Raw genomic sequence first — 20,265 nt, 5'->3', positions numbered from 1 at the left:
TGCTGATGGATCTCCTCCGTGCACCCTGGACCGTTTGACGAATATTCCACCCTTGCGAGCTGGGGATGACACCATGCCGGTGTGGGCGAGACGGAGAACGCTGGGCCGGACGACGGCAGCAGCAGCCGGATGACGTTCGGTGACTACCTTCGGCTGCATGTGGTGTGGGCGCAGGAAGCAGCCAACGCCCTGACGGATGCCGCCGCCTTGTACAGCAGGTTGGCCGAGCACGGCACGCCCCACGCCGCCGACCGGCGGGACGAGACACGACGCGCGGTCGGATACATGGAGCAGATGGCCAGCGTGAACGCCGCGCAGAGCATCGCCCATGACGAGATGATGGCCGCCGGCGGGCCGGAGAACTCCCGCGCGTATGTCGAGTACGAAGCCATGACCCGCCGTCACCAGAAACTATTGCCCAAAGACACCTTGGGTTGACGATCACGGTTTCCCGGAAGTAACTCCCGCTCGGTGATCAGTCCGTTACTGTAATCATTTGCAGACAGTCTTTGGGTGGACCGCTCTGCAGCGTGAACGGGTGTCACCAGAGGGGTAGATCAGTGTCTCAACCTGCGGCCGGACCGAACTGGCTCGAAGGACTCGGCTTCGCGATCACCGACCAGCCGGGCGGCGGAGGCGCCTACGGAGGGGGTGCCACACCATCGGGGCCAGGCTTCGCCATGAGCACCGACGAAGCACGTAACATGCTCGTCGTGGCCAAGCGCGTTCGCGACAAGTACATGGATATGCGTCGAAAGGCGGCGGACGCGCTTGGGATGAACCCGCCGGCGGATGAGCCGGGCAGCAATGGCTACAACAGTCTCATGGTGGGTCAAGACCACAACAGCGGAGTTCTCGGCGGGGGCAGAGATCAGGCCGAGCTTGCGTACAACTACGCGGCTCAGCTGGTCTCCCGGCTGGAGCAGGCATTGGGGATCACCGAATCCTCGGACGAGCAGGCGGCGGCCGACATCAAGAACGTGGCTCCGGGCGAAGACAAGGGGTTCGCGTGAGGACTTCCCGAGCGCTACTGACGTTGGCCGGCATGGTCGTGACCGTTGCCCTGGCAGCGGGCTGTTCCGGGAAACCGGCCGCTGCCCCCGCGAGTACCCCGCCGTCGCCCGTCGGCGAGGCGTTGCCGCACAGCGGCGCCCCCAAGGTCGATCACCCGCTCCCGGAGTCCGTGCTCTCCGGTGATCCCTGCCAAGGCGCGTTGACCCCGGACCAGCTCAAACAGATCCTCGGCACCGCGCCACAAGGCAAACCAGACTCCACAGCCGGCCTCGGCCCGGACTGCGACTGGCACGCTGACGCAGCTGTCTCGGTGAGCTACACAACACAGGATCACCAGGGTCTCAGTGCTGCGTATAAGAACGCCAAGCCAAAGGTGACGTTGTGGCGGGTCCTCCCGCCGATCCAGGGCTTCCCGGCCGTCGGATACGCCGACAAGCAGGGTGAGAAAACAGGCGACATCTGCACGGTGAGTGTCGGCGTTGCGGACGATCTCTCGTTCAATGCGACGTTGCAGTTGAGCTACGCTAAAAGGGGTAAGGCGGATCCGTGTGAGCTGGCGGCGCGGGTGGCGGACATGGTGGTCACCAACCTGCGGCAGAAAGCGGGTTCGTGATGGGTATGTTCGACTGGGTCGGCGATGGTGTGAAGTGGCTCAACGATCGGGTCGACGATGTCGAGGATTGGGCCTCGGACGTGTGGCACGGGAATACCGGTGATCAGGCGGTCCCGGCGCCAGAGCTGGTCCAGAAAGTTCTGGCCGGCAAGGGTGCCACCGAGTGGCATCAAGGCGCGGCCTCGCTCGGCGACATCGCGAAGGACCATGACGAGGCCAGTTCGGATGTGCAACAGCTGAGCACCGGCCTGGAGTCGGTGTGGACCGGGGGCGGAGCAGATGCCGCGCAGGCGAGAATCCGCCCATTGGGCGATGCTTCTTCTGCCGCCGGGCAGACCTATACCGGCAATGCGCAGAATCTGACGGATGTGGCGCACGGGTTCGATGAGATGAAGGCCGCGTTGCAGCCGATGCCGAACACCCCGCCGCACAAGGACTTCCTCGACACAGCCACGCCGTGGGACACCGACACCGAAGACCAGATCAACACCTACAACAAGCAGGCGCAAGAGAATCTGGACCGCTACCACGGTTACGCGCAGCAGGCACAGGCCAGCGGCCAGGTCCTGAAGTCCGATTACGGCCAGCTGACCACCTTCGATGGCCAGGTCACGATTACTCCGCAGGATCCCGCTACCTCTCACTCGCAGCACACGTCGAGCGGCGGGACGAACGGCAATACCTCGGCGCGGTCGGAGTTCACCGGTACGGGCGGCGCTGCGCACACGCCACCAGGAGGTGGTTCCGTGCCGAACGGGCACGCCCTTCCTGCCGGGTACACACCGCCGGGCGAGACTCCTGGGACGGGCAGCCAATCCGGCGGCGGTACCCAGACTGCGGGCTACCTCCCCCCGTCGCTGCCTGAACCGAGGTCCGGTTCGATGCCACCGCTGCCGGGGCCCGGCTCCTCCCCTGGTTCCGGGGGCGGTTCGTCATGGTCTCCCGGGCTGAGTGGTGGGTTCGTGCCTGGCGGGTTCGTGCCTGGCGGGTTCGGTTCCGGTGGTTCGTCGTCCGGATCTGGTGGAGCCGGTGGGGCGAGCGGTCGTGGGCTGTCCGGCGGACCTGGTCGTGGTGCGCAGTCCGGTGCCGGCGAGGAAGGTGCCATGCGCGGTTCGGGAGGCTCGGCCGCAGGACGCGGCGCCGCCGGTGCGCGCGGTGCCTCGGGTATGGGCGGCATGGGCGCGGCCGGCGGCAAGGGCAAAGGCGAGGACGACAAGGAGCACCAGCGTAAGTACGGCGTGGACGATGATTCCGCATTCAGCCTGATCGACGATGACGGCGGCAAGCTGCTGGATCCGCGGACCGGGTTGCCACCCACGCCCCCGACCATCGGGGGCTGAACACACCGGTGAGCGTGATCGATCGGCCGGTGCGGATGCCCCGGCCCGTGTTCCTCATGTCCTGGGAGCTGGCCGGGCTCGGTGAACTCCCGGTCGTCGTCGAACCGGACCAGACCTACCGGACCGACGACGCCACGGCCACGCTCCGGCAGCGTGTCCTCGATACGCTGGACTGGCTCGGGCTGGCCTCCTCCGATGGCGTGCTCGTCCCACAGTATCGGGCCACGCTCGGGGTGCTCGCCACGGCTCGGCGCGAGGTGTACTGCTGGAGCAACCTTCGTTATGGCGGCGGGCAGGACAGCGGGGCGATCTTGGCCGCCGAGGCCGGGCGGGACGCGATCCGGCTGATGACCGATCACGAGGTGATCCAGCTCGACCCCGTCCGACCGCGAGACTTGGTCGAGAGCCTGGTGGATGCGCTTCCAACCCGTCCGCCGGGCGGGGTCAGGCCGTTGCGCGTGCCGAAGGCTCACTACGACGATGCCGGCCGCGACTACGGTGCCGATGATCCCCTCACCGAGGTCTCCGAACAGGCCGACGAACTGCGGCGCCTGATGCGCGCCGACCGAGACGCGGTTCACCAGCTCTACGCCGCGACCCGCGACAGCGCCGGGGACCGCACCCGCAGCACAACACTGTCCGTCATCGACTTCACCCGCGAGGGCCGGGTCTTGAGTTTCGTCAACGACGGCCCGGACGGCCACCCGCAGATCAATCTCCATCCCGGCCACCGCGTCCATCTGGTCGATGCACTCACCCTTACCCTCAACGCGCTCGGGTAGCGGCAGGGCAACCAGTTCCGGCAGGCGCAGGTGCGACCCACGTCTGCCGGAATGGCCAGGCCACCCCGTCTGGGTTGCCGCAGAGGGGATCTCGACGACGGGACGACCAAACCCAGGGGACGGACACCTGGAACGCTCCGTCCCGGGCAAACTTGGCGGCGAGGCCTTCGATGATCATGACTGATTCGAGTGGCGCCTTGGCCACCTTGTCGAGTCGTTCGATCATGCCGCTGTACCGCCGCCGTGGTCGGGAAGACACCAAGCAGGCGCCGAGGGACACCAGGCTCCACTCCGCAGCGTGCTCCTCGGCGCTGCCGGCATACAGGTCCACATGCACCCGCGGCAACTCCTGCACGGGCGAGCCGCTCAGCTGCAACGACAGCCCGAAACCGCCGCCGTCGGGCGGGACCAGCACCGTGAACTCCTCCCCCGGCTCACCGTCCCGCAGGACGTAACTGAGCGCCTGCCGCCAGAAGGCCAGCGCCCGCCCCATGTCGTCCACGCCGAGTACCACCGTGCCGAGTCGGATCATGGCCCCACCATTGCAGCCTCCCGAGTTATTGACACATTGTCAGCAACCCCTCGTGTGGCCTACCGTGGGACCCATGACGCCCTACGCCGAGATCACCTACGAGGTCGCCGGCCGGATCGCGACGGTCACGCTGAACCGGCCGCGGGCGCGCAACGGCTACACCGTGCGGATGTCCGACGAGCTGAGCCACGCCATGGACACCGCCGACCGCGACGAGGACGTGCGCGTGGTCGTGCTCACCGGCAGTGGCAAGGACTTCTCCGTCGGCGCGGACCTGTCCGCCGGCGGCTTCGACTTCGACCACGGCGACGGGCCGCCCGACGGCTGGCAGGAGCCCGCGGGCCGCTGCTCGAAGCGGATCTTCACGATGAACAAGCCGGTGATCGCCGCGCTGCGGGGCGCGTCCGTCGGGGGCGGGCTGACGATCACCCTGTCCTGCGACTACCGGCTGGCGGCCGAGGACTCCAAGTTCGGCTTCGTGTTCACCCGCCGCGGCATGTACCCCGAGGGCGCGTCGGCCTGGTTCCTCCCTCGGCTCGTCGGAATGGGCAGGGCCATGGACTGGATGATCAGCGGACGCGTGTTCGGGCCGGACGAGGCGCTGAGCGCGGGGCTCGTGCACAGCGTCCACGCGCCGGAAGCCGTGCTGGACAAGGCTTACGAGCTGGCCCGCGACCTCGTCGCGAACACCGCGCCCGTCTCGGTCGCCGTCACCCGCCAGCTGCTCTACCGGATGGCGAGCGCTCCGTCGCCGTTCGAGGCGCACGAGCTGGACTCGAAGCTGACCGCCGGCCTGCCCACCACCCCCGACACCGCCGAAGGCGTGCTGTCGTTCCTCCAGAAGCGCCCGCCGGAATTCACCATGCGCGTCGACACGGACCTGCCGCCCTACCTGCCGTGGCTCCCGTGACCGCCTACCCGCCCGAGCCGTGGCGCCTGGCCGGCCAGGCCTACCTGTCGGTGTGGCGGCTGCCCGTCGCGGAGCTGCCCGCCCTGCCCGAGGGCGCCGAGCCCGTGACCGCGGCCGGCCGTGCGCTGGTGGTCGCCGCCTGGGTCGACTACCAGCCGCCCGGGCAGCTGAGCTACCACGAGCTGCTCGCCGCCGTCGCCGTGCGCGGACGCCGGCCCACCGCGTCGATCACCGGGATCTGGGTCGACAGCGAGGTCTCGCTCGCCGGCGGCCGGGCGCTGTGGGGCATCCCGAAGGACCTCGCCACGTTCGGCTTCAACCATGGGCGCACGTTCACCGCGGCCACGGCGGACGACTGGATCGCCACCGCCGCCTTCTCACGCCGCGCCGGCCTGCCCGTCGCCACGCCCGCCGCGTTCGAGATCGCGCAGACGCTCGACGGCCGGCCCAAGCACAGCCCCGTCACGGCGCGGTTCAAGCCGGCCGCGGCGGCCGCCGACTGGTCCGTGAACCCGCGCGGGCCGCTCGGCTTCCTGGCCGGGCGTCGCCCGATCGTGAGCGCCGCGCTGAGCGGTTTCGATCTTCGTTTCGGCAGCTCGAAACGGCCCTGAGCAGCCGCTCTCAGTGATCGGCTAACCCGCGAGGGTGAGCCGACGACACGCCACCCCTTGGGGCGCGTGCGAGCCGACACCCCTAGATGTAGTCTCTGAGAACCGGCAGCCCCCAGCGACGGGGAGACCGCTCAGGAAGGGCCGCCGGGCAGATTTGTGAAACCGCAGCGCACGGCCTCCGTCGGCCGTGTGGCGGTTGAACGCGCCCATTTTTCGACCCTGTTGGAGACACGCATGTCAGTGGAAACCGGTCAGCGGCCGGCCTCGTCGTCGGACACCACACCGAGCGCCGTCCACGTCATCCGGCGGGACGGCAACGTCTCGCCGTTCGACGCCGGCAAGATCACGGTGGCGCTGACCAAGGCGTTCCTCGCGGTCGAGGGCGGCGACGCCGCCGCTTCCTCCCGCGTGCACCACGTGGTCGCCGAGCTGACCGAGCAGGTCGAGGCCTCCCTGCTGCGCCACGCCGGGCCGGAGACCGCCCTGCACATCGAGCAGATCCAGGACCTCGTCGAGCTGGCCCTGATGCGCGGCGGGCACCACAAGGTCGCCCGCGCGTACGTGCTCTACCGCGAGGAGCGCGCCAAGGCCCGCGAAGCCGCTACGCCGGTGCCGGCCGAGGTCGCGCTCAGCGTCAAGGGCGTCGACGGCGTCCTGCGCCCGCTCGACTGGGCCCGCGTGTCCCACGTCGTGGGCGAGGCCGTGGCCGGGCTCGAGGACGTGTCCGCCGAGCCGGTGCTGACCGAGGCCAAGCGCAACCTCTACGACGGCATCAGCGCCGACGAGCTGGCGCTGGCCCAGATCATGGCCGCCCGGGTGCTCGTCGAGCAGGAGCCGAACTACTCCTACGTCAGTGCCCGGCTGCTGCTGGACAAGCTGCGCGGCGAGGCGCTGAGCTACCTGGCCGCGACGCCGCGCCTGGCCAGCCAGGACGAGATGGCCGCCGAGTACCCCGCCTACTTCCGCGCCTACCTGCGCCGCGCGGTCGAGCTGGAGCTGGTCGACGGCGAGCTGCTGCGCTTCGACCTGGACAAGATCACCGAGGCGATCCGCCCCGAGCGCGACCTCGACTTCGGCTTCCTCGGCCTGCAGACGCTGTACGACCGGTACTTCCAGCACCACAACGGCACGCGGTTCGAGCTGCCGCAGGCGTTTTTCATGCGCGTCGCGATGGGACTGGCGATCCGCGAGGACAACCGCGAAGCCCGCGCCATCGAGTTTTACGAGCTGCTGTCGAGCTTCCACTTCATGGCGTCCACCCCGACGCTGTTCAACTCGGGCACCACGCGCGCGCAGCTGTCGTCCTGCTTCCTGACCACCGTCGACGACGACCTGGACTCGATCTTCCAGGCGTACAAGAACAACGCGCTGCTGGCGAAGTACTCGGGCGGCCTCGGCAACGACTGGACCCCGGTCCGCGGCCTCGGCGCGCACATCAAGGGCACCAACGGCCAGTCGCAGGGCGTCGTGCCGTTCCTGAAGATCGCCAACGACACCGCCGTCGCGGTGAACCAGGGCGGCAAGCGCAAGGGCGCGGCGTGCGCGTACCTCGAGACCTGGCACGTGGACATCGAGGAATTCCTCGACCTGCGCAAGAACACCGGTGACGACCGCCGCCGCACGCACGACATGAACACGGCCAACTGGGTGCCGGACGAGTTCCTGCGCCGCGTCGAGGCCGACGCGCAGTGGACGCTGTTCTCGCCCAACGAGACGCCGGACCTGCACGACCTCTACGGCAACGCGTTCGCCGAGCGTTACCGCGAGTACGAGGCCGCCGCCGAGCGCGGTGAGATCAAGGTGTTCCGCAAGCTCCGCGCGGTCGAGCTGTGGCGCCGCATGCTGACCATGCTGTTCGAGACCGGCCACCCGTGGATCACCTTCAAGGACCCGTGCAACCTGCGCTCGCCGCAGCAGCACGTCGGCGTCGTGCACTCGTCCAACCTGTGCACTGAGATCACGCTGAACACCAACGCCGAAGAGGTCGCGGTCTGCAACCTCGGCTCGGTGAACCTGCTCAAGCACGTCACCCCCGAAGGGCTCGACACCGAGCGCCTCGAGAAGACCGTGCGCACGGCCGTCCGCATGCTGGACAACGTGATCGACATCAACTTCTACACGATCCCGGAGGCGCGCCGCTCCAACCTGCGCCACCGCCCGGTGGGCCTGGGCATCATGGGCTTCCAGGACGCGCTGTTCGAGATCGGCGTGCCGTTCGCCTCCGCCGACGCGGTGAAGTTCGCCGACGTCAGCATGGAGCACGTGTCGTACTACGCGATCTCCGCGTCGACCGACCTGGCCGAGGAGCGGGGCCAGTACCAGTCGTTCGAGGGCTCGCTGTGGAGCCGCGGCATCCTGCCGATCGACTCGATGCAGCTGCTGATCGACGCGCGCCAGGGCGACGGCCTCGACGTCGACACCTCCTCGACGCTCGACTGGGCGCCGCTGCGCGAGCGGGTCAAGACCGTCGGCATGCGCAACTCCAACGTGATGGCGATCGCGCCGACCGCGACGATCTCCAACATCTCCGGGGTCGGCCAGTCGATCGAGCCGCTGTTCCAGAACCTGTTCGTCAAGTCGAACATGTCCGGCGACTTCACCGTGGTCAACCCGCACCTGGTCAAGAGCCTCAAAGCCCGCGGCCTGTGGGACGAGGTGATGGTCAGCGACCTGAAGTACTTCGACGGCAGCCTCGGCCAGATCGACCGCGTGCCGGACGACCTGAAGGCGCTCTACGCCACCGCGTTCGAGATCGAGTCGAAGTGGATCGTGGACGCCGGCTCGGTCCGGCAGAAGTGGATCGACCAGGCGCAGTCGCTGAACCTGTACATCGCGGCGCCCAGCGGCCGCAAGCTCGACGAGCTGTACCGCTACGCGTGGCACAAGGGCCTCAAGACCACGTACTACCTGCGCGCCCAGTCCGCGACGCACGTGGAGAAGAGCACCCTGCGCGGCACCGACGGCAAGCTGAACGCCGTCTCCGCCGCCGCCACCACGACCGCCCCGGCCGCTGCCGCTCCGGCCGCTGCCGCCGCTCCGTCCCCGTCGGTCGCGCCGGCGCCGTCCGCCTCGGCCGCGGTCCCGGCCGCCGCGGTCCCGGCCGCCGCGGTCCCGGCCGTGCCCGTCACGCCGCCCGCCGCGAAGCCGGAGCCCAAGGAGATGCCGAAGGTCGACGACGTCGACTTCGTCGCCACCGAAGGCGCCGCCTGCCGGATCGACGACCCCGACTGCGAAGCCTGCCAGTAGCCCCGCGGCCCTGAAGGCCACCATGAGGGCATCCAGGTCCCTCATGGTGGCCTTCAGGGCCCCCCACCGCTTTCCCCAGGAGAAACCCGAATGACCAACGTGGAGAGCACCGGCGTGACCGGCCTCGGTGAGATCGAGGTCGGCGCCGCCCGGATCAACGTCGACGACAAGCGGATGATCAACGCCCGCGCCGACGTGAACCAGCTGCTGCCGATGAAGTACCGCTGGGCGTGGGAGAAGTACCTCGCCGGCTGCAACAACCACTGGATGCCGACCGAGGTCGCCATGCAGGCCGACATCGCGCTGTGGAAGTCGCCGGACGGCCTCACCGAGGACGAGCGGCAGATGCTCAAGCGCAACCTCGGCTTCTTCGCCACGGCGGAGTCGCTGGTGGCCAACAACATCGTGCTCGCGGTGTACCGGCAGATCACCAACCCGGAGTGCCGCCAGTACCTGCTGCGCCAGGCCTTCGAGGAGGCCGTGCACACGCACACCTTCCAGTACATCTGCGAGAGCCTCGGCCTGGTCGAGGGCGAGCTGTTCAACATGTACCGCGAGGTGCCGTCCATTTCGGACAAGGACGCGTGGGCGCTGAAGTACACGCAGCACCTGGAGGACCCGGACTTCGAGACCGGGACGCCGGAGGCCGACACCGCGTTCCTGCGCGACCTGGTGGCGTTCTACGTGATCTTCGAGGGCATGTGGTTCTACACCGGCTTCGCGCAGATCCTCTCGCTCGGCCGGCGGAACAAGATGGTCGGCATCGCCGAGCAGTACCAGTACATCCTGCGCGACGAGTCGATCCACCTGAACTTCGGCATCGACTGCATCAACCAGATCAAGATCGAGAACCCGCACCTGTGGACCGAGGAGTTCCAGGCCGAGGTGCGCGGGATGCTGAAGGAGGCGTGTGAGCTGGAGGTCTCCTACGCCCGCGACACCATGCCGCGCGGCATGCTCGGCCTGTCGGCGCAGCTGTGCGAGCAGTACATGCACTTCATCACCGACCGGCGCGCGCAGCAGATCGGCCTCGCGCCCATCTTCGGCGAGACGGAGAACCCGTTCCCGTGGATGTCCGAGGCGATGGACCTGAAGAAGGAGAAGAACTTCTTCGAGACCCGCGTCATCGAGTACCAGTCGGGCGGGGCGCTGGACTGGGACTGATCCCGCCATCCGGGAATCGAGCGGGATTTGTGCCACGCTCGGCCCCGACCGCTAGGCTCGGCCACGCCACTGGTTCGCCCAGGGCGTGGCCGGGCTTTTTTCGCGGCCGCGACCGGGGCGAGGCAACAGGGAACCCGGTGTGAATCCGGGACTGCCCCCGCAGCGGTGAGTGGGAACGAAAGCCGTCACCACGACAAGTGGTACAGCACTGGGCGCGAGCCCGGGAAGCGACGGCGAGTAGGCGCGAGCACGGCGCCCACCAGTCCGAAGACCTGCCTGTGGCACGCGCGCCGTCGGCGTGCGTGAGTCCGGGCCTCGTGGGAGCAGGCGCGACCGAACACGCGGCCCCTTCGCGCGTCCGGACTCGTTCGGCGAGCTCGCGAGGAGAGAGCTGTGAACACCATCGGCACCACCATCCTGGGCAGCCCGCGCATCGGGCCGGACCGGGAGCTCAAGCGCGCCCTGGAGCGGTACTGGGCGGGCCGGATCGACGCGGCGGAGCTGCTGGCCACCGGCCGCGCGCTGCGGACCCGCGCCTGGACCGGGCACCGCGACGCCGGGCTGGACTCGATCCCGTCCGGCACCTTCTCCCACTACGACCACGTGCTCGACACCGCCGAGCTGTTCGGCGCGCTGCCGGAGCGCTTCACGGGTCTGGGGCTTTCGCCGCTGGACACCTATTTCGCGGCGGCGCGCGGGGTACAGGACGCGCCCGCGCTCGAGATGACGAAGTGGTTCGACACCAACTATCACTACCTGGTCCCGGAGCTGGGCCCGGACACGAAGTTCACGCTGACCGGCAGCAAGCCGCTCGACGAGTACCGCGAGGCCCGCGCGCTCGGCATCGAGACGCGGCCGGTGCTCGTCGGCCCGGTCACGTTCCTGCTGCTGGCGAAGGCGACCGTGCCGGGCTTCGAGCCGCTGGAGCTGCTCGACGAACTGCTCCCGGCGTACGCCGAGTTGTTGCGCCAGCTGCGCGACGAAGGCGTGGAGTGGGTCCAGCTCGACGAGCCGGCCTTCGCCGGCGACCGCACCACCGCCGAGCTGAACGCGCTGACCCGCGCGTACCACGTGCTGGCCAAGTCCGAGGACCGGCCGAAGATCCTCGTCGCCGGGTACTTCGGCGGGCTCGGGCGCGGGCTCGGTGTGCTGGCCCGCTCCCCCATCGAGGCGCTGGCCGTCGACCTGGTCACCGACGAGTCCTTTGTGGACGACGTCGCGGCCGAGGGCGCGTTGCGGGACAAGGAGGTGCTCGCGGGGGTGGTCGACGGCCGCAACGTGTGGCGCACCGACCCGGACCGCGCGCTGGAGAAGGCCCGCAAGCTGCTCGGCACGGCCGCGTCCGTGAGCGTCTCGACGTCCTGTTCGCTGCTGCACGTGCCCTACGACGTCGAGCGTGAGACGAGCCTCGACGCCCGGCTGAAGGGCTGGCTGGCGTTCGCGCGGCAGAAGGTGGACGAGGTGGTGCTGCTCGGCCGAGCGCTGCGCGAGGAGGACGTGGACCTCACCGCGGCCCGTGCGGCCGTGGCGGACCGCGCCGCGGCCACCGAGGTGACCGACCCGCGCGTGCGGGAACGGCTCGCCGCCCTGCGGCCGGAAGACGCCACGCGCCCGCCGTACGAGCAGCGCGCGGCGGCGCAACAGGCCGAGCTGGGCCTGCCGCCGTTGCCGACGACCACGATCGGCTCATTCCCGCAGACCACCGACGTCCGCAAGGCCCGCGCGGCGCTGCGCTCGGGCGAGCTGGACGAGGCCGGTTACGTCGCCGCGATGCACGCCGAGATCGAGCGCGTGGTGCGGCTGCAGGAAGAGCTGGGCCTCGACGTGCTGGTGCACGGCGAGCCGGAACGCAACGACATGGTGCAGTACTTCGCCGAGCAGCTGGACGGCTTTGCCGCCACCGAGTTCGGCTGGGTGCAGTCCTATGGCTCCCGCTGCGTCCGCCCGCCGATCCTGTTCGGCGACGTCTCGCGGCCGGCGCCGATGACCGTCCCGTGGGCGCGGTACGCCCAGCAGCTCAGCGAAAAGCCGGTGAAGGGCATGCTGACCGGCCCGGTGACGATCCTGGCGTGGTCGTTCGTCCGGGACGACCAGCCGCTGGCCGACACCGCGCTGCAGGTCGCGCTGGCGATCCGTGACGAGGTGGGCGACCTGGAGGCCGCGGGCGTGCGGGTGGTCCAGGTCGACGAGCCCGCGCTGCGGGAGCTGCTGCCGCTGCGTGCGGCCGGGCACGAGGCGTACTTCGCGTGGGCCGTGCGCGCGTTCCGCGTCGCGACTTCCGGGGCGGCCGACGCCACCCAGGTCCACACGCACATGTGCTACTCGGAGTTCGGCGAGGTGCTGCCCGCGATCGACGCGCTCGACGCCGACGTCACCAGCATCGAGGCGGCGCGGTCGAAGATGGAGGTGCTGGACGACCTCTCCGGAGCCGGCTTCGCCCGCGGCGTCGGCCCGGGCGTTTACGACATCCACTCGCCGCGCGTTCCCGGCGTCGAGGAGGTGGCGGACCTGCTGCGCACGGCCGTCGCCGCCGTGCCGGTCGGCCGCCTGTGGGTGAACCCGGACTGCGGCCTCAAGACCCGCGGTTACGCCGAGGTCGACCCGGCACTGCGGAACCTGGTGGCGGCGGCCAAGCAGGTGCGCTCCGAGCAGGCCTGACCCGCACCACCCATTTCCGACTCGTGAGTGTTTATGACGGTTCTAACCGTCATAAACACTCACGAGCGGTTCCGCTACCAGTTCCGCACGGCGGGCCGGTAGCCGTCCGGTTTGTCGCCGATCTTGGTGCCCGGTGTGACGATCCAGTTCTGGTACTGCGGCGTGAACATCCGGTACACCGACGCCGGCGGCACCGCGCTCGCTTCGTCGAGCCGCGCGCGCAGTTCGGCTGGGATCTCGAAGTCCAGCGCCGCCATGCTCGTGCCCAGCTGCCCGGCGCTGCTGGCCCCGACGATCGCCGACGCGATGCCCGGCTGGGTCGCGACCCAGTTGATCGCCACCTGGGCCATCGTGACGCCGAGCTTGCCCGCGACCTCTTCGAGAGGCTTCAGCAACTGCCAGTCGCGCTCGGTCCAGGTTTGGGCGTCCGGGTCGGCGAAGCGGCCTTCGCCACCGTTGCGGTACTTCCCGGTGAGGAAACCGCCCGCCAGGGGGCTCCACGCCGTGATGCCGACGCCGAGATGCTGTCCCATCGGGACGTGCTCGGTCTCGATTTCCCGCTGCACCAGTGAATACGGCAGCTGCAGGTTGATCATCGGCGTGAGCGAGTGCGCCTCGGCGAACGTCTGCGCCTTGGCGGCGTACCAGGCGGGCACGTCCGACAGGCCGGCGTAGCGGATCTTGCCGGCGCGGACGAGGTCGTCGAGCGTGCGCACGACCTCTTCGGCCGGGGTGAGCCGATCCCACGTGTGCAGCAGGAAAAGGTCGACGTGGTCCGTGCCCAGCCGGCGCAGCGACGCTTCGAGCGCGCGGATCAGGTGCTTGCGGCCGTTGCCGCCCGCGTTGGGGTCGCCGGGGTCGACGCTGTTGGTGAACTTGGTGGTGAGCACGACGCGGTCGCGCACGTTCGCCTCGGCGATGAGCCGGCCGAGGATGGTCTCGCTCTCGCCCGCGGTGTAGAAGTCCGCGGTGTCGAGGAAGTTGCCGCCCTCGTCGAGGTACTTGCGGAAGATCGGCCGGACCTCGTCCTCGGTCTTCCCGAAGGCGGCGTGGAACCCGCCGGTGCCGAAGTTCATGGTCCCGAGCGCGAGCCGGCTGACGCGCAGGCCCGAGCGGCCGAGGAGGTAGTACTGGTCGAGAGGCATGGAAGTGCTCCTGGGAAAGGAAGAGCTCGTGGTCTGCGTCCAGGGTGCCGAGTGATTTCTGGACCGGCAAGTCCATTGAGCGGCGGCGGCCGGACCACCCGAATAGCGGTGCCCAGAGGTATTGTCACTGAGTCAATAAGGGTGCACGCTGGAGCTCGTCCCAGAGTCAGGCAGGAGATGATCTCCGATGACGAGCGCGGTCGGCAAAGTCGCCGAGGCCCTGCGTGAGCGGGTGCCGACGCTGACGGCGATCCCGTTGCCCCGCAAGGTCGACGAGCGCTGGCTCGGCGCTTCGTGGCCGGTGCGCGAGCTGGCGGCCCCGCCCGCGGGCAGCGGGCTCAAGCCGGTGCTGGGCGACGACGGCCCGCCCGTGGTCGGGCACGCGCTGGAGATGATGCGCTTCGGCCTCGACTTCAGCATGCGCCGCTACGAGCAGTACGGCCCGGTGTCGTGGCTGGGCGGCTTCGGCCGCCGGATCGTGTCGCTGTCCGGTCCCGAGGCGACGCAGATCGCGCTGGTGAACAAGGACAAGGCCTTCTCGCAGGAGGGCTGGAAGTTCTTCATCGAGCACTTCTTCGAGCGCGGCCTGATGCTGCTCGACTTCGGCGAGCACCACCTGCACCGGCGCATCATGCAGCAGGCGTTCACCCGCGAGCGGCTCACCGGTTACGTCGGGCAGATGGGCCCGGCGCTGCGCGAGGGCGTCCGGTCATGGCCCACGGGCACCAGCCCGCGGCTGTACCCGGCGCTCAAGCAGCTGACCCTCGACGTCGCCACCCGCGTGTTCATGGACATGCGCTCCGACGCGGACGCGGCGAAGATCAACCGCGCGTTCGTCAGCTCCGTGCGCGCCGGCACCGCGATCGTCCGCGCGCCGGTGCCGGGCGGGCGCTGGGCCGCCGGGCTGCGCGGCCGGCGGGTGCTGGAGCGCTACTTCGGCGAGAACCTGCCCGCGAAACGGCTCGCCGACGGCGACGACCTGTTCGCCGCGCTCTGCCACGCCACCACCGAGGACGGCGACCGGTTCAGCGACGTCGACATCGTGAACCACATGATCTTCCTGATGATGGCCGCGCACGACACCACGACCATCACCAGCAGCGCCATGGCCTACTACCTGGCCAAGCACCCGGAATGGCAGGAGCACGCCCGCACGGAGTCGCTGGCACTCGGCGACGACCTGCCCGGCATCGAAGCGCTGGAAAGCCTCGAGACGCTCGACCTCGTCATGAAGGAGGCGCTGCGGCTGGTGGCGCCGGTGCCCTCGATGGCCCGAAAGACCGCAAAGGACACCGAGGTGCTCGGCCACTACCTTCCGGCGGGCACGCTCGTCGGGGTCTCGCCGACGTTGAACCACTTCAGCACCGACTGCTGGACCGACCCGCAGCGCTTCGACCCCGAGCGGTTCGCGGAGCCGCGCCGCGAGGACAAGTCGCACCGCTTCGCCTGGATGCCCTTCGGCGGCGGCGCGCACAAGTGCATCGGCCTGCAGTTCGGCGGGCTGGAGGTGAAGGCGCTGATGCACGAGATGCTGCGGGCCTACCGATGGTCGGTGCCCGAGGGCTATACCGCGCGCTGGGACTACGTCTCCCTGCCGGTGCCCGCCGACGGACTTCCGGTGCGCCTCGAATATCGTTGACGGCTCCGCTCGACGCCGAGCGGGCGCGGGCCGGGGGCCCGTCGGCATCGGGAGACACTTTCGCGCACGCATGGTGACAAGCCGTCACCTTTTGTGCAGTGCCCATCACTCGTTCAGCCGGTAGACACCCCGTTTCGCGCGTGATGCCGTGGCATCACTCACGGCCAATTCATACCTAGTGTGGGTCCATGATTCCTCGCACCACGTCTGAGCTGGCGTTCGTCCGCGCATGAAGGGGTGGAGTGTGCCTGAGCCTGGTGGCCAGCCAGGGGTGTCCGACCTCGCGCGCCGGTACGCGGCGATGCTGACTGACACCAAAGGAGTAACGCTTCCACCTGAGAACAGGGAGCGCCTCCTGCTCGAGTTCGCCCGTGAAGTCCTCCGGAACGCGGACCCGGCGTACGAGGGCGTCCTGCTGCGCTTCACCACGCTGTTCACTGTCGCGCCGATCGCCATCGCGCTGGCCGACATCGACGGTGACATCGTCGAGGCCAACCCGGCGCTCGGGAAGCTGGTGGGGTTGCCGCCCGAGCGGCTGCGCGGGCGGCACCTGTCCGACCTGGCCGCCACCACCCACGACGCCGACCGGATCCGCGGCGGGCTCGAACGCCTGACCGCGCGCGGCACCGACCGGCTCACCGAGCGCGGCGTGCACCTCGCGCACAGCCAGGACGGCCGGCTGACCACCAACGTCACCCTCGCCTGGCTGCCCGGCGACGGGCCCGAAGCGCGCTTCCCGGTCATGATGGCCGCCGACACCGACGACCTGCACCTGCTGGGCGAGCGGCTGCTGCACCAGAACCTGCACGACCCGCTCACCGGGCTGCCGAACGCGCAGGCGTTCACCACCCGGCTGGAAGCGGCGCTCGGCACGCCCGACCGCGGTCAGCTCGGGCTGGTCTACCTCGACATCGACGGCTTCAAGGTGATCAACGACGGCCTCGGCGCCGGAGTCGGCGACGAGGTGCTGAAGGAGGTCGCGAGCAAGCTGTCGCGGACCTTCACCGGCCATCACGAGGGCTACGTCGCGCGCCTGTCCGGCGACGGCTTCGGGGTGCTGCTGCGCGGGGAAGACCTGACCCAGCAGCAGGTGGTGGCCTTGGTCGACCGGGCGCTGGAAGACCTCAACGAGCCGGTTTACCTTGGCGGGCACGGGATCGGGGTCAGCGCGAGCGCCGGCATCGTCGTGCGCCCAGCCGCCGAGCGCGGCAGCCACGTCGAGCTGCTGCGCGCGGCCGAGCTGGCGCTGCACCGGGCCAAGGAGGCGGGCAAGGCGCAGTGGATGCTGTTCGACCCGCAGCTCGACGCGCGGGACCGCGGCCGCTACCAGCTGGGCGCGGTGATCGCCGGCGCGCTGGAGAACGGTGAGTTCTCGCTGATCTACCAGCCGACTGTGAAGCTCAGCCGGCCCGGCGAGATCGCGGCCGTGAACGCCGGGCTGCGCTGGAACCACCCGGACCGGGGCGAGCTGAGCTCGGACGAGTTCTACCCGCTCGCGCAGATCACCGGCATGACGATCCCGCTGGGCAAGTGGCTGCTGGCCGAGTCTCTGGCCGCGACCGCGCGCTGGCGTGACCAGTTCGGCGACGCGGCGCCGGACGTGTGCATCCGGCTGCCGAAGCGGCTCGCCGTCGACCAGGACCTGGTGCTGCTGGTCAAGGAGCAGCTCGACCGCCACGACCTGCCCGCGCGGGCGATGCGGCTGTGCACCGACCACCAGTCGCTGTTCGACGACTCGGGTGAGGTGCTCGACTCGTTCACCGTGCTCGCCGACCTCGGTGTCCAGCTGGTGCTGACCGTCTCCGGTTCGGAGGAGCTGGAGCTGATCCCGCGCTACGGGCTGCCGGTGCGGCACGTGATCCTGTCCGGCCCGGCGGTCGACGCGCTCGCCGACGACCCGTCCGAGACCGACACGCGGCACCTGGCCCAGCTCGTCGCGCGGGCGAAGGAGCTTCGGCTGCGGATCGGCGCCGAAGGCGTGCGCACGGCCGAGCACGCGAAGCGGCTGCGTGAGCTGGGCGTGCTGGCCGCGCGAGGCTCGTTCGTCGCCGACTCCGCCACCGGTGACGAGGTGGACGAGATGATCGAGCGGCACGCCGGCTGAGCCATCCGGGCGCTCCGCGGTTCCGAAGCCCTGAGAGGATCTTCTTCCGCGGCACCGACCGAAAGGACCCATCCCGATGGAGACCGGCGACCTCGCCCCCGACTTCACGCTGGCCGACGACCAGGGGGTGGAGCGCACCCTGTCGGACTTCCTGTCGTCCGGCCCGGTGGTGCTGTTCTTCTACCCGGCGGCGATGACGAGCGGCTGCACCGCGGAGAGCTGCCACTTCCGCGACCTGGCGGCCGAGTTCGCCGAGGTGGGCGCCCAGCGCGTGGGCATCAGCCCGGACGCCGTCGAGAAGCAGCGCGCCTTCTCCGCCGCGAACAGCTTCGACTACCCCCTGCTGTCCGATGTGGACGGTGGCGTGGCGAAGCAGTTCGGCGTGTGGCGCAAGCTGATCCCGTTGCACACCAAGCGCCAGACGTTTGTCATCGGCACCGACCGGCGGGTGCTGGACGTGATCAAGAGCGAGCTGAACTTCACCGCCCACGCGGACCGCGCGCTCAAGCTCCTGCGCGACCGCAAGGCCGCGGCCTGACCGGTCTCAGGGACGGTCCAGGCGCCACACGTGGCTGGTGCCGCTGCAGGCCGGCGCGAGCGGTTCGGTGGCGGCTTCCTTGCGGTCCAGCGTGAAGCCCAGCCGGGCCGGAACGGCGCCGCTGCGGGTGTTCTCCTCGTCGTGCCGGATCTCGATGTGCTCGGCGCCCTGGCGGAACGCCTCGGCGATCAGCAGCGAGGTGGCCGCCGTCATCAGGCCGCGGCCGGTGTACGGGAGCGCGAGCCAGTAGCCGATCTCGGGGCCGCCGTCCTCCGCGCAGCGCATCAGCCCGCAGGCGCCCATGAGGGCGCCGTCCGGGGCCGGCAGGGCGTACTCGTACGCCTCCCCCGACTCCCAGCGCTCCGCCGTGCCGGTCAGGAATTCGGTGCCCTCCGCCGGGCCGTAGCCGTCCATGGCCCAGGGCAGCCAGGCGCCGATGTGCGCCAGGGATCCCTGAACGGCCGCCACCAGGTCTTCGAGGTGGTCCGCGCGCCAGCGGACCAGCGTGATCCCGGTTTCGGTCAGGGTTTCCCGTGGCGTGTCCATCGCCCCATCGTGACAGCAGACGGCGCGCGGGCGCCCACCATTTTCGGTGGGCGCCCGCGCGGGTGCGTCAGTGCCGTCAGCTGACCAGGACGCCGTCCGGCACCTCGGTGTCGTTCTTCAGCGCGTCGAACAGCTGGGCCGACTTGGTCTTGTCCCAGTGCTCGGCCGAGCCGTCGGTGACCGGCACCGTGCCGGTGAGCACGCCGCCCGAGGAGATGCCGCGCATCGCGATCGCCAGCCCGGCCAGGTTGTGCACGTGGTCGCCCGAGTCCATGGTCAGCGCGCCCGGCGCCGAGGACAGCAGCGGGAAGAAGTGGAACGGGTTGAGCAGCGTGCCCGGGCTCGCGATCTGGCTGACCAGCGTGCCGATGAACTTGCGCTGGTTGGCCACCCGGTCGAGGTCCGAGCGCGGGGTCGCGGTGCTGTGCCGCATCCGGACGAAGCCGAGCGAGTCACGCCCGTCGAGCGTCTGGCAGCCGGCCTTGATGTTGATGCCGGTCATGGTGTCGTTCATGTCCTTGTCGACGCACATGTCGACGCCGCCGATCGCGTCCACGATGGTCGCGAAGCCGCCGAAGCCGATCTCCGCGTAATGGTCGATGCGCAGGCCGGTGACGCCTTCGACGGTCTTCACCAGCAGTGCCGGGCCGCCGAGGGCGAACGCCGCGTTGATCTTGCTGGTGCCGTGGCCGGGGATCTTCACCTGGGAGTCGCGCGGCAGCGACAGCAGGGTCGGCTTCGTGGAGTTGTCCGGGATGTGCGCGACCATGATGGTGTCGGTGCGCTGCCCGCCCGCCTCGCCGGAGTCGCCGGTGGCCAGGTTCTCCTCTTCCGCGGCCGACAGCCCGGCGCGGCTGTCGGAGCCGACCACCAGCCAGTTGGTGCCGGACGCGGCGGCGGGCCTGCCGTCGTAGTCAGCCAGCGCGTCGACGCGCGCGATCGAGAACTCCAGGTACGCCCAGACGCCGCCGATGAACACGACGAAGAGCAGCACCAGCGTCAGCAGGATCTTGCCGATGCTCCACCGGCGGCGACGGCGCGGCCTCGGGCCGGGCGCGCCTTGGGGCGGGCCCGGCGGGGACTGACGGGGCGGCGGACCGGGCGGCGGCGCCTCGCCCCGATTGCCCATCGGCCGCGTCCGCTGGTCGTATGAGCTGGGAGCACCCGGCAACGGCATCATCTGCGCCCGCTGGTGCTGCCGCGAGCTCCCTGGAGGCTGGGGCCCCCGGGGCGGCTCCCGCCGCCTGCCGTCGCCGCCGTACGTCATCGGTCCATCACCCGTCCCCGAATCCGGCAAATGCTGTGCAGTTCGTTGCTGATCCGACACAGCCACGGCGGAACGGGTCCGGCAACCGGATCGGCTGCAGCCCGTGTCCGCCTACTTCCGGTCGGATCAGCAACTGGTGCGGCCCAGTGAACCGCA

At 69.8% G+C, this 20,265-nt stretch carries 17 protein-coding genes and 1 riboswitch; of the genes, 13 read left to right on the top strand and 4 right to left on the bottom strand.

Features of this window, described 5'->3' with window-relative positions; genetic code table 11:
• Positions 1-81 precede the first annotated feature (81 nt).
• From OG943_RS03665 to OG943_RS03645, 5 genes are all read left to right on the top strand, one after another.
• Entirely contained in the window at positions 82-438 is a 357-nt protein-coding gene (locus OG943_RS03665; RefSeq protein ID WP_328608232.1) for a hypothetical protein, read from the top strand.
• A gap of 242 nt (positions 439-680) precedes the next feature.
• The gene (locus OG943_RS03660; protein ID WP_328608231.1) at positions 681-1,013 is read left to right on the top strand and encodes a hypothetical protein; all 333 of its coding nucleotides are present in this window, start codon (positions 681-683) and stop codon (positions 1,011-1,013) included.
• A 32-nt stretch (positions 1,014-1,045) separates the two neighbouring features.
• Positions 1,046-1,627, top strand: coding sequence for a DUF3558 domain-containing protein (locus tag OG943_RS03655; protein ID WP_328608230.1), 582 nt, complete (start codon positions 1,046-1,048; stop codon positions 1,625-1,627).
• A 5-nt stretch (positions 1,628-1,632) separates the two neighbouring features.
• Positions 1,633-2,967 (top strand): hypothetical protein, encoded by a 1,335-nt coding sequence (locus OG943_RS03650; RefSeq protein WP_328608229.1) that lies wholly within the window; start codon positions 1,633-1,635, stop codon positions 2,965-2,967.
• 8 nt (positions 2,968-2,975) lie between these two features.
• Positions 2,976-3,749, top strand: coding sequence for an ESX secretion-associated protein EspG (locus tag OG943_RS03645; protein ID WP_328608228.1), 774 nt, complete (start codon positions 2,976-2,978; stop codon positions 3,747-3,749).
• Here OG943_RS03645 and OG943_RS03640 read toward each other — a convergent pair.
• On the bottom strand, positions 3,733-4,281 hold the full coding sequence (locus OG943_RS03640) for a VOC family protein (protein WP_328608227.1): 549 nt from the start codon (positions 4,279-4,281) through the stop codon (positions 3,733-3,735). The two genes, OG943_RS03645 and OG943_RS03640, sit on opposite strands and share 17 nt — an antisense overlap.
• A gap of 73 nt (positions 4,282-4,354) precedes the next feature.
• On the opposite strand from OG943_RS03640, the gene OG943_RS03635 reads away from it, so the two are divergent.
• The 5 genes from OG943_RS03635 to metE all read left to right on the top strand — a co-directional run bounded on the left by OG943_RS03635 (position 4,355) and on the right by metE (position 12,870).
• Positions 4,355-5,191 (top strand): enoyl-CoA hydratase-related protein, encoded by an 837-nt coding sequence (locus tag OG943_RS03635; protein WP_328608226.1) that lies wholly within the window; start codon positions 4,355-4,357, stop codon positions 5,189-5,191.
• Complete coding sequence (locus OG943_RS03630; RefSeq protein ID WP_328608225.1) at positions 5,188-5,802, top strand: acetoacetate decarboxylase family protein; 615 nt, start codon at positions 5,188-5,190, stop codon at positions 5,800-5,802. Before OG943_RS03635 ends, OG943_RS03630 begins: the two co-directional genes overlap by 4 nt.
• 234 nt (positions 5,803-6,036) lie before the next feature.
• Positions 6,037-9,048 carry a ribonucleoside-diphosphate reductase subunit alpha gene (locus OG943_RS03625; protein WP_328608224.1) on the top strand — a complete coding sequence of 1,004 codons (3,012 nt, stop codon included), beginning with the start codon at positions 6,037-6,039 and terminating at the stop codon, positions 9,046-9,048.
• Positions 9,049-9,138: 90 nt separating this feature from the next.
• On the top strand, positions 9,139-10,212 hold the full coding sequence (locus tag OG943_RS03620; RefSeq protein WP_328608223.1) for a ribonucleotide-diphosphate reductase subunit beta: 1,074 nt from the start codon (positions 9,139-9,141) through the stop codon (positions 10,210-10,212).
• Positions 10,213-10,279: 67 nt separating this feature from the next.
• Positions 10,280-10,493: riboswitch (cobalamin riboswitch) on the top strand.
• Positions 10,494-10,605: 112 nt separating this feature from the next.
• Positions 10,606-12,870 carry a 5-methyltetrahydropteroyltriglutamate--homocysteine S-methyltransferase gene (gene metE, locus OG943_RS03615; protein WP_328608222.1) on the top strand — a complete coding sequence of 755 codons (2,265 nt, stop codon included), beginning with the start codon at positions 10,606-10,608 and terminating at the stop codon, positions 12,868-12,870.
• A gap of 74 nt (positions 12,871-12,944) precedes the next feature.
• On the opposite strand, the gene OG943_RS03610 is transcribed toward metE, so the two are convergent.
• Positions 12,945-14,015 carry an aldo/keto reductase gene (locus OG943_RS03610; RefSeq protein WP_328608221.1) on the bottom strand — a complete coding sequence of 357 codons (1,071 nt, stop codon included), beginning with the start codon at positions 14,013-14,015 and terminating at the stop codon, positions 12,945-12,947.
• A 187-nt stretch (positions 14,016-14,202) separates the two neighbouring features.
• On the opposite strand from OG943_RS03610, the gene OG943_RS03605 reads away from it, so the two are divergent.
• From OG943_RS03605 to OG943_RS03595, 3 genes are all read left to right on the top strand, one after another.
• On the top strand, positions 14,203-15,654 hold the full coding sequence (locus OG943_RS03605) for a cytochrome P450 (protein WP_328608220.1): 1,452 nt from the start codon (positions 14,203-14,205) through the stop codon (positions 15,652-15,654).
• 301 nt (positions 15,655-15,955) lie between these two features.
• Complete coding sequence (locus tag OG943_RS03600; protein WP_328611991.1) at positions 15,956-17,758, top strand: diguanylate cyclase domain-containing protein; 1,803 nt, start codon at positions 15,956-15,958, stop codon at positions 17,756-17,758.
• Between the two features lie 76 nt (positions 17,759-17,834).
• Positions 17,835-18,296, top strand: coding sequence for a peroxiredoxin (locus tag OG943_RS03595; RefSeq protein WP_328608219.1), 462 nt, complete (start codon positions 17,835-17,837; stop codon positions 18,294-18,296).
• A gap of 6 nt (positions 18,297-18,302) precedes the next feature.
• On the opposite strand, the gene OG943_RS03590 is transcribed toward OG943_RS03595, so the two are convergent.
• Both OG943_RS03590 and OG943_RS03585 read right to left on the bottom strand, forming a co-directional pair.
• A complete protein-coding gene (locus OG943_RS03590) occupies positions 18,303-18,842 on the bottom strand; it encodes a GNAT family N-acetyltransferase (protein WP_328608218.1) in 540 nt (179 codons plus the stop codon).
• Between the two features lie 76 nt (positions 18,843-18,918).
• The gene (locus OG943_RS03585; RefSeq protein WP_328608217.1) at positions 18,919-20,109 is read right to left on the bottom strand and encodes an LCP family protein; all 1,191 of its coding nucleotides are present in this window, start codon (positions 20,107-20,109) and stop codon (positions 18,919-18,921) included.
• Between the last annotated feature and the right edge of the window lie 156 nt (positions 20,110-20,265).

Source organism: Amycolatopsis sp. NBC_00345, from assembly GCF_036116635.1.
Lineage (GTDB): Bacteria > Actinomycetota > Actinomycetes > Mycobacteriales > Pseudonocardiaceae > Amycolatopsis.
This window is presented reverse-complemented; position numbering and strand designations above follow the sequence as displayed.

Coding starts and splice junctions, on each gene's coding strand:
- OG943_RS03660 (WP_328608231.1), top strand. CDS start 681: ATGAGCACCGACGAAGCACGTAACATGCTCGTCGTGGCCAAGCGCGTT.
- OG943_RS03655 (WP_328608230.1), top strand. CDS start 1,046: ATGGTCGTGACCGTTGCCCTGGCAGCGGGCTGTTCCGGGAAACCGGCC.
- OG943_RS03650 (WP_328608229.1), top strand. CDS start 1,633: ATGTTCGACTGGGTCGGCGATGGTGTGAAGTGGCTCAACGATCGGGTC.
- OG943_RS03640 (WP_328608227.1), bottom strand. CDS start 4,281: ATGATCCGACTCGGCACGGTGGTACTCGGCGTGGACGACATGGGGCGG.
- OG943_RS03635 (WP_328608226.1), top strand. CDS start 4,355: ATGACGCCCTACGCCGAGATCACCTACGAGGTCGCCGGCCGGATCGCG.
- OG943_RS03625 (WP_328608224.1), top strand. CDS start 6,037: ATGTCAGTGGAAACCGGTCAGCGGCCGGCCTCGTCGTCGGACACCACA.
- OG943_RS03620 (WP_328608223.1), top strand. CDS start 9,139: ATGACCAACGTGGAGAGCACCGGCGTGACCGGCCTCGGTGAGATCGAG.
- OG943_RS03610 (WP_328608221.1), bottom strand. CDS start 14,015: ATGCCTCTCGACCAGTACTACCTCCTCGGCCGCTCGGGCCTGCGCGTC.
- OG943_RS03605 (WP_328608220.1), top strand. CDS start 14,203: ATGACGAGCGCGGTCGGCAAAGTCGCCGAGGCCCTGCGTGAGCGGGTG.
- OG943_RS03600 (WP_328611991.1), top strand. CDS start 15,956: ATGCTGACTGACACCAAAGGAGTAACGCTTCCACCTGAGAACAGGGAG.
- OG943_RS03595 (WP_328608219.1), top strand. CDS start 17,835: ATGGAGACCGGCGACCTCGCCCCCGACTTCACGCTGGCCGACGACCAG.
- OG943_RS03590 (WP_328608218.1), bottom strand. CDS start 18,842: ATGGACACGCCACGGGAAACCCTGACCGAAACCGGGATCACGCTGGTC.
- OG943_RS03585 (WP_328608217.1), bottom strand. CDS start 20,109: ATGACGTACGGCGGCGACGGCAGGCGGCGGGAGCCGCCCCGGGGGCCC.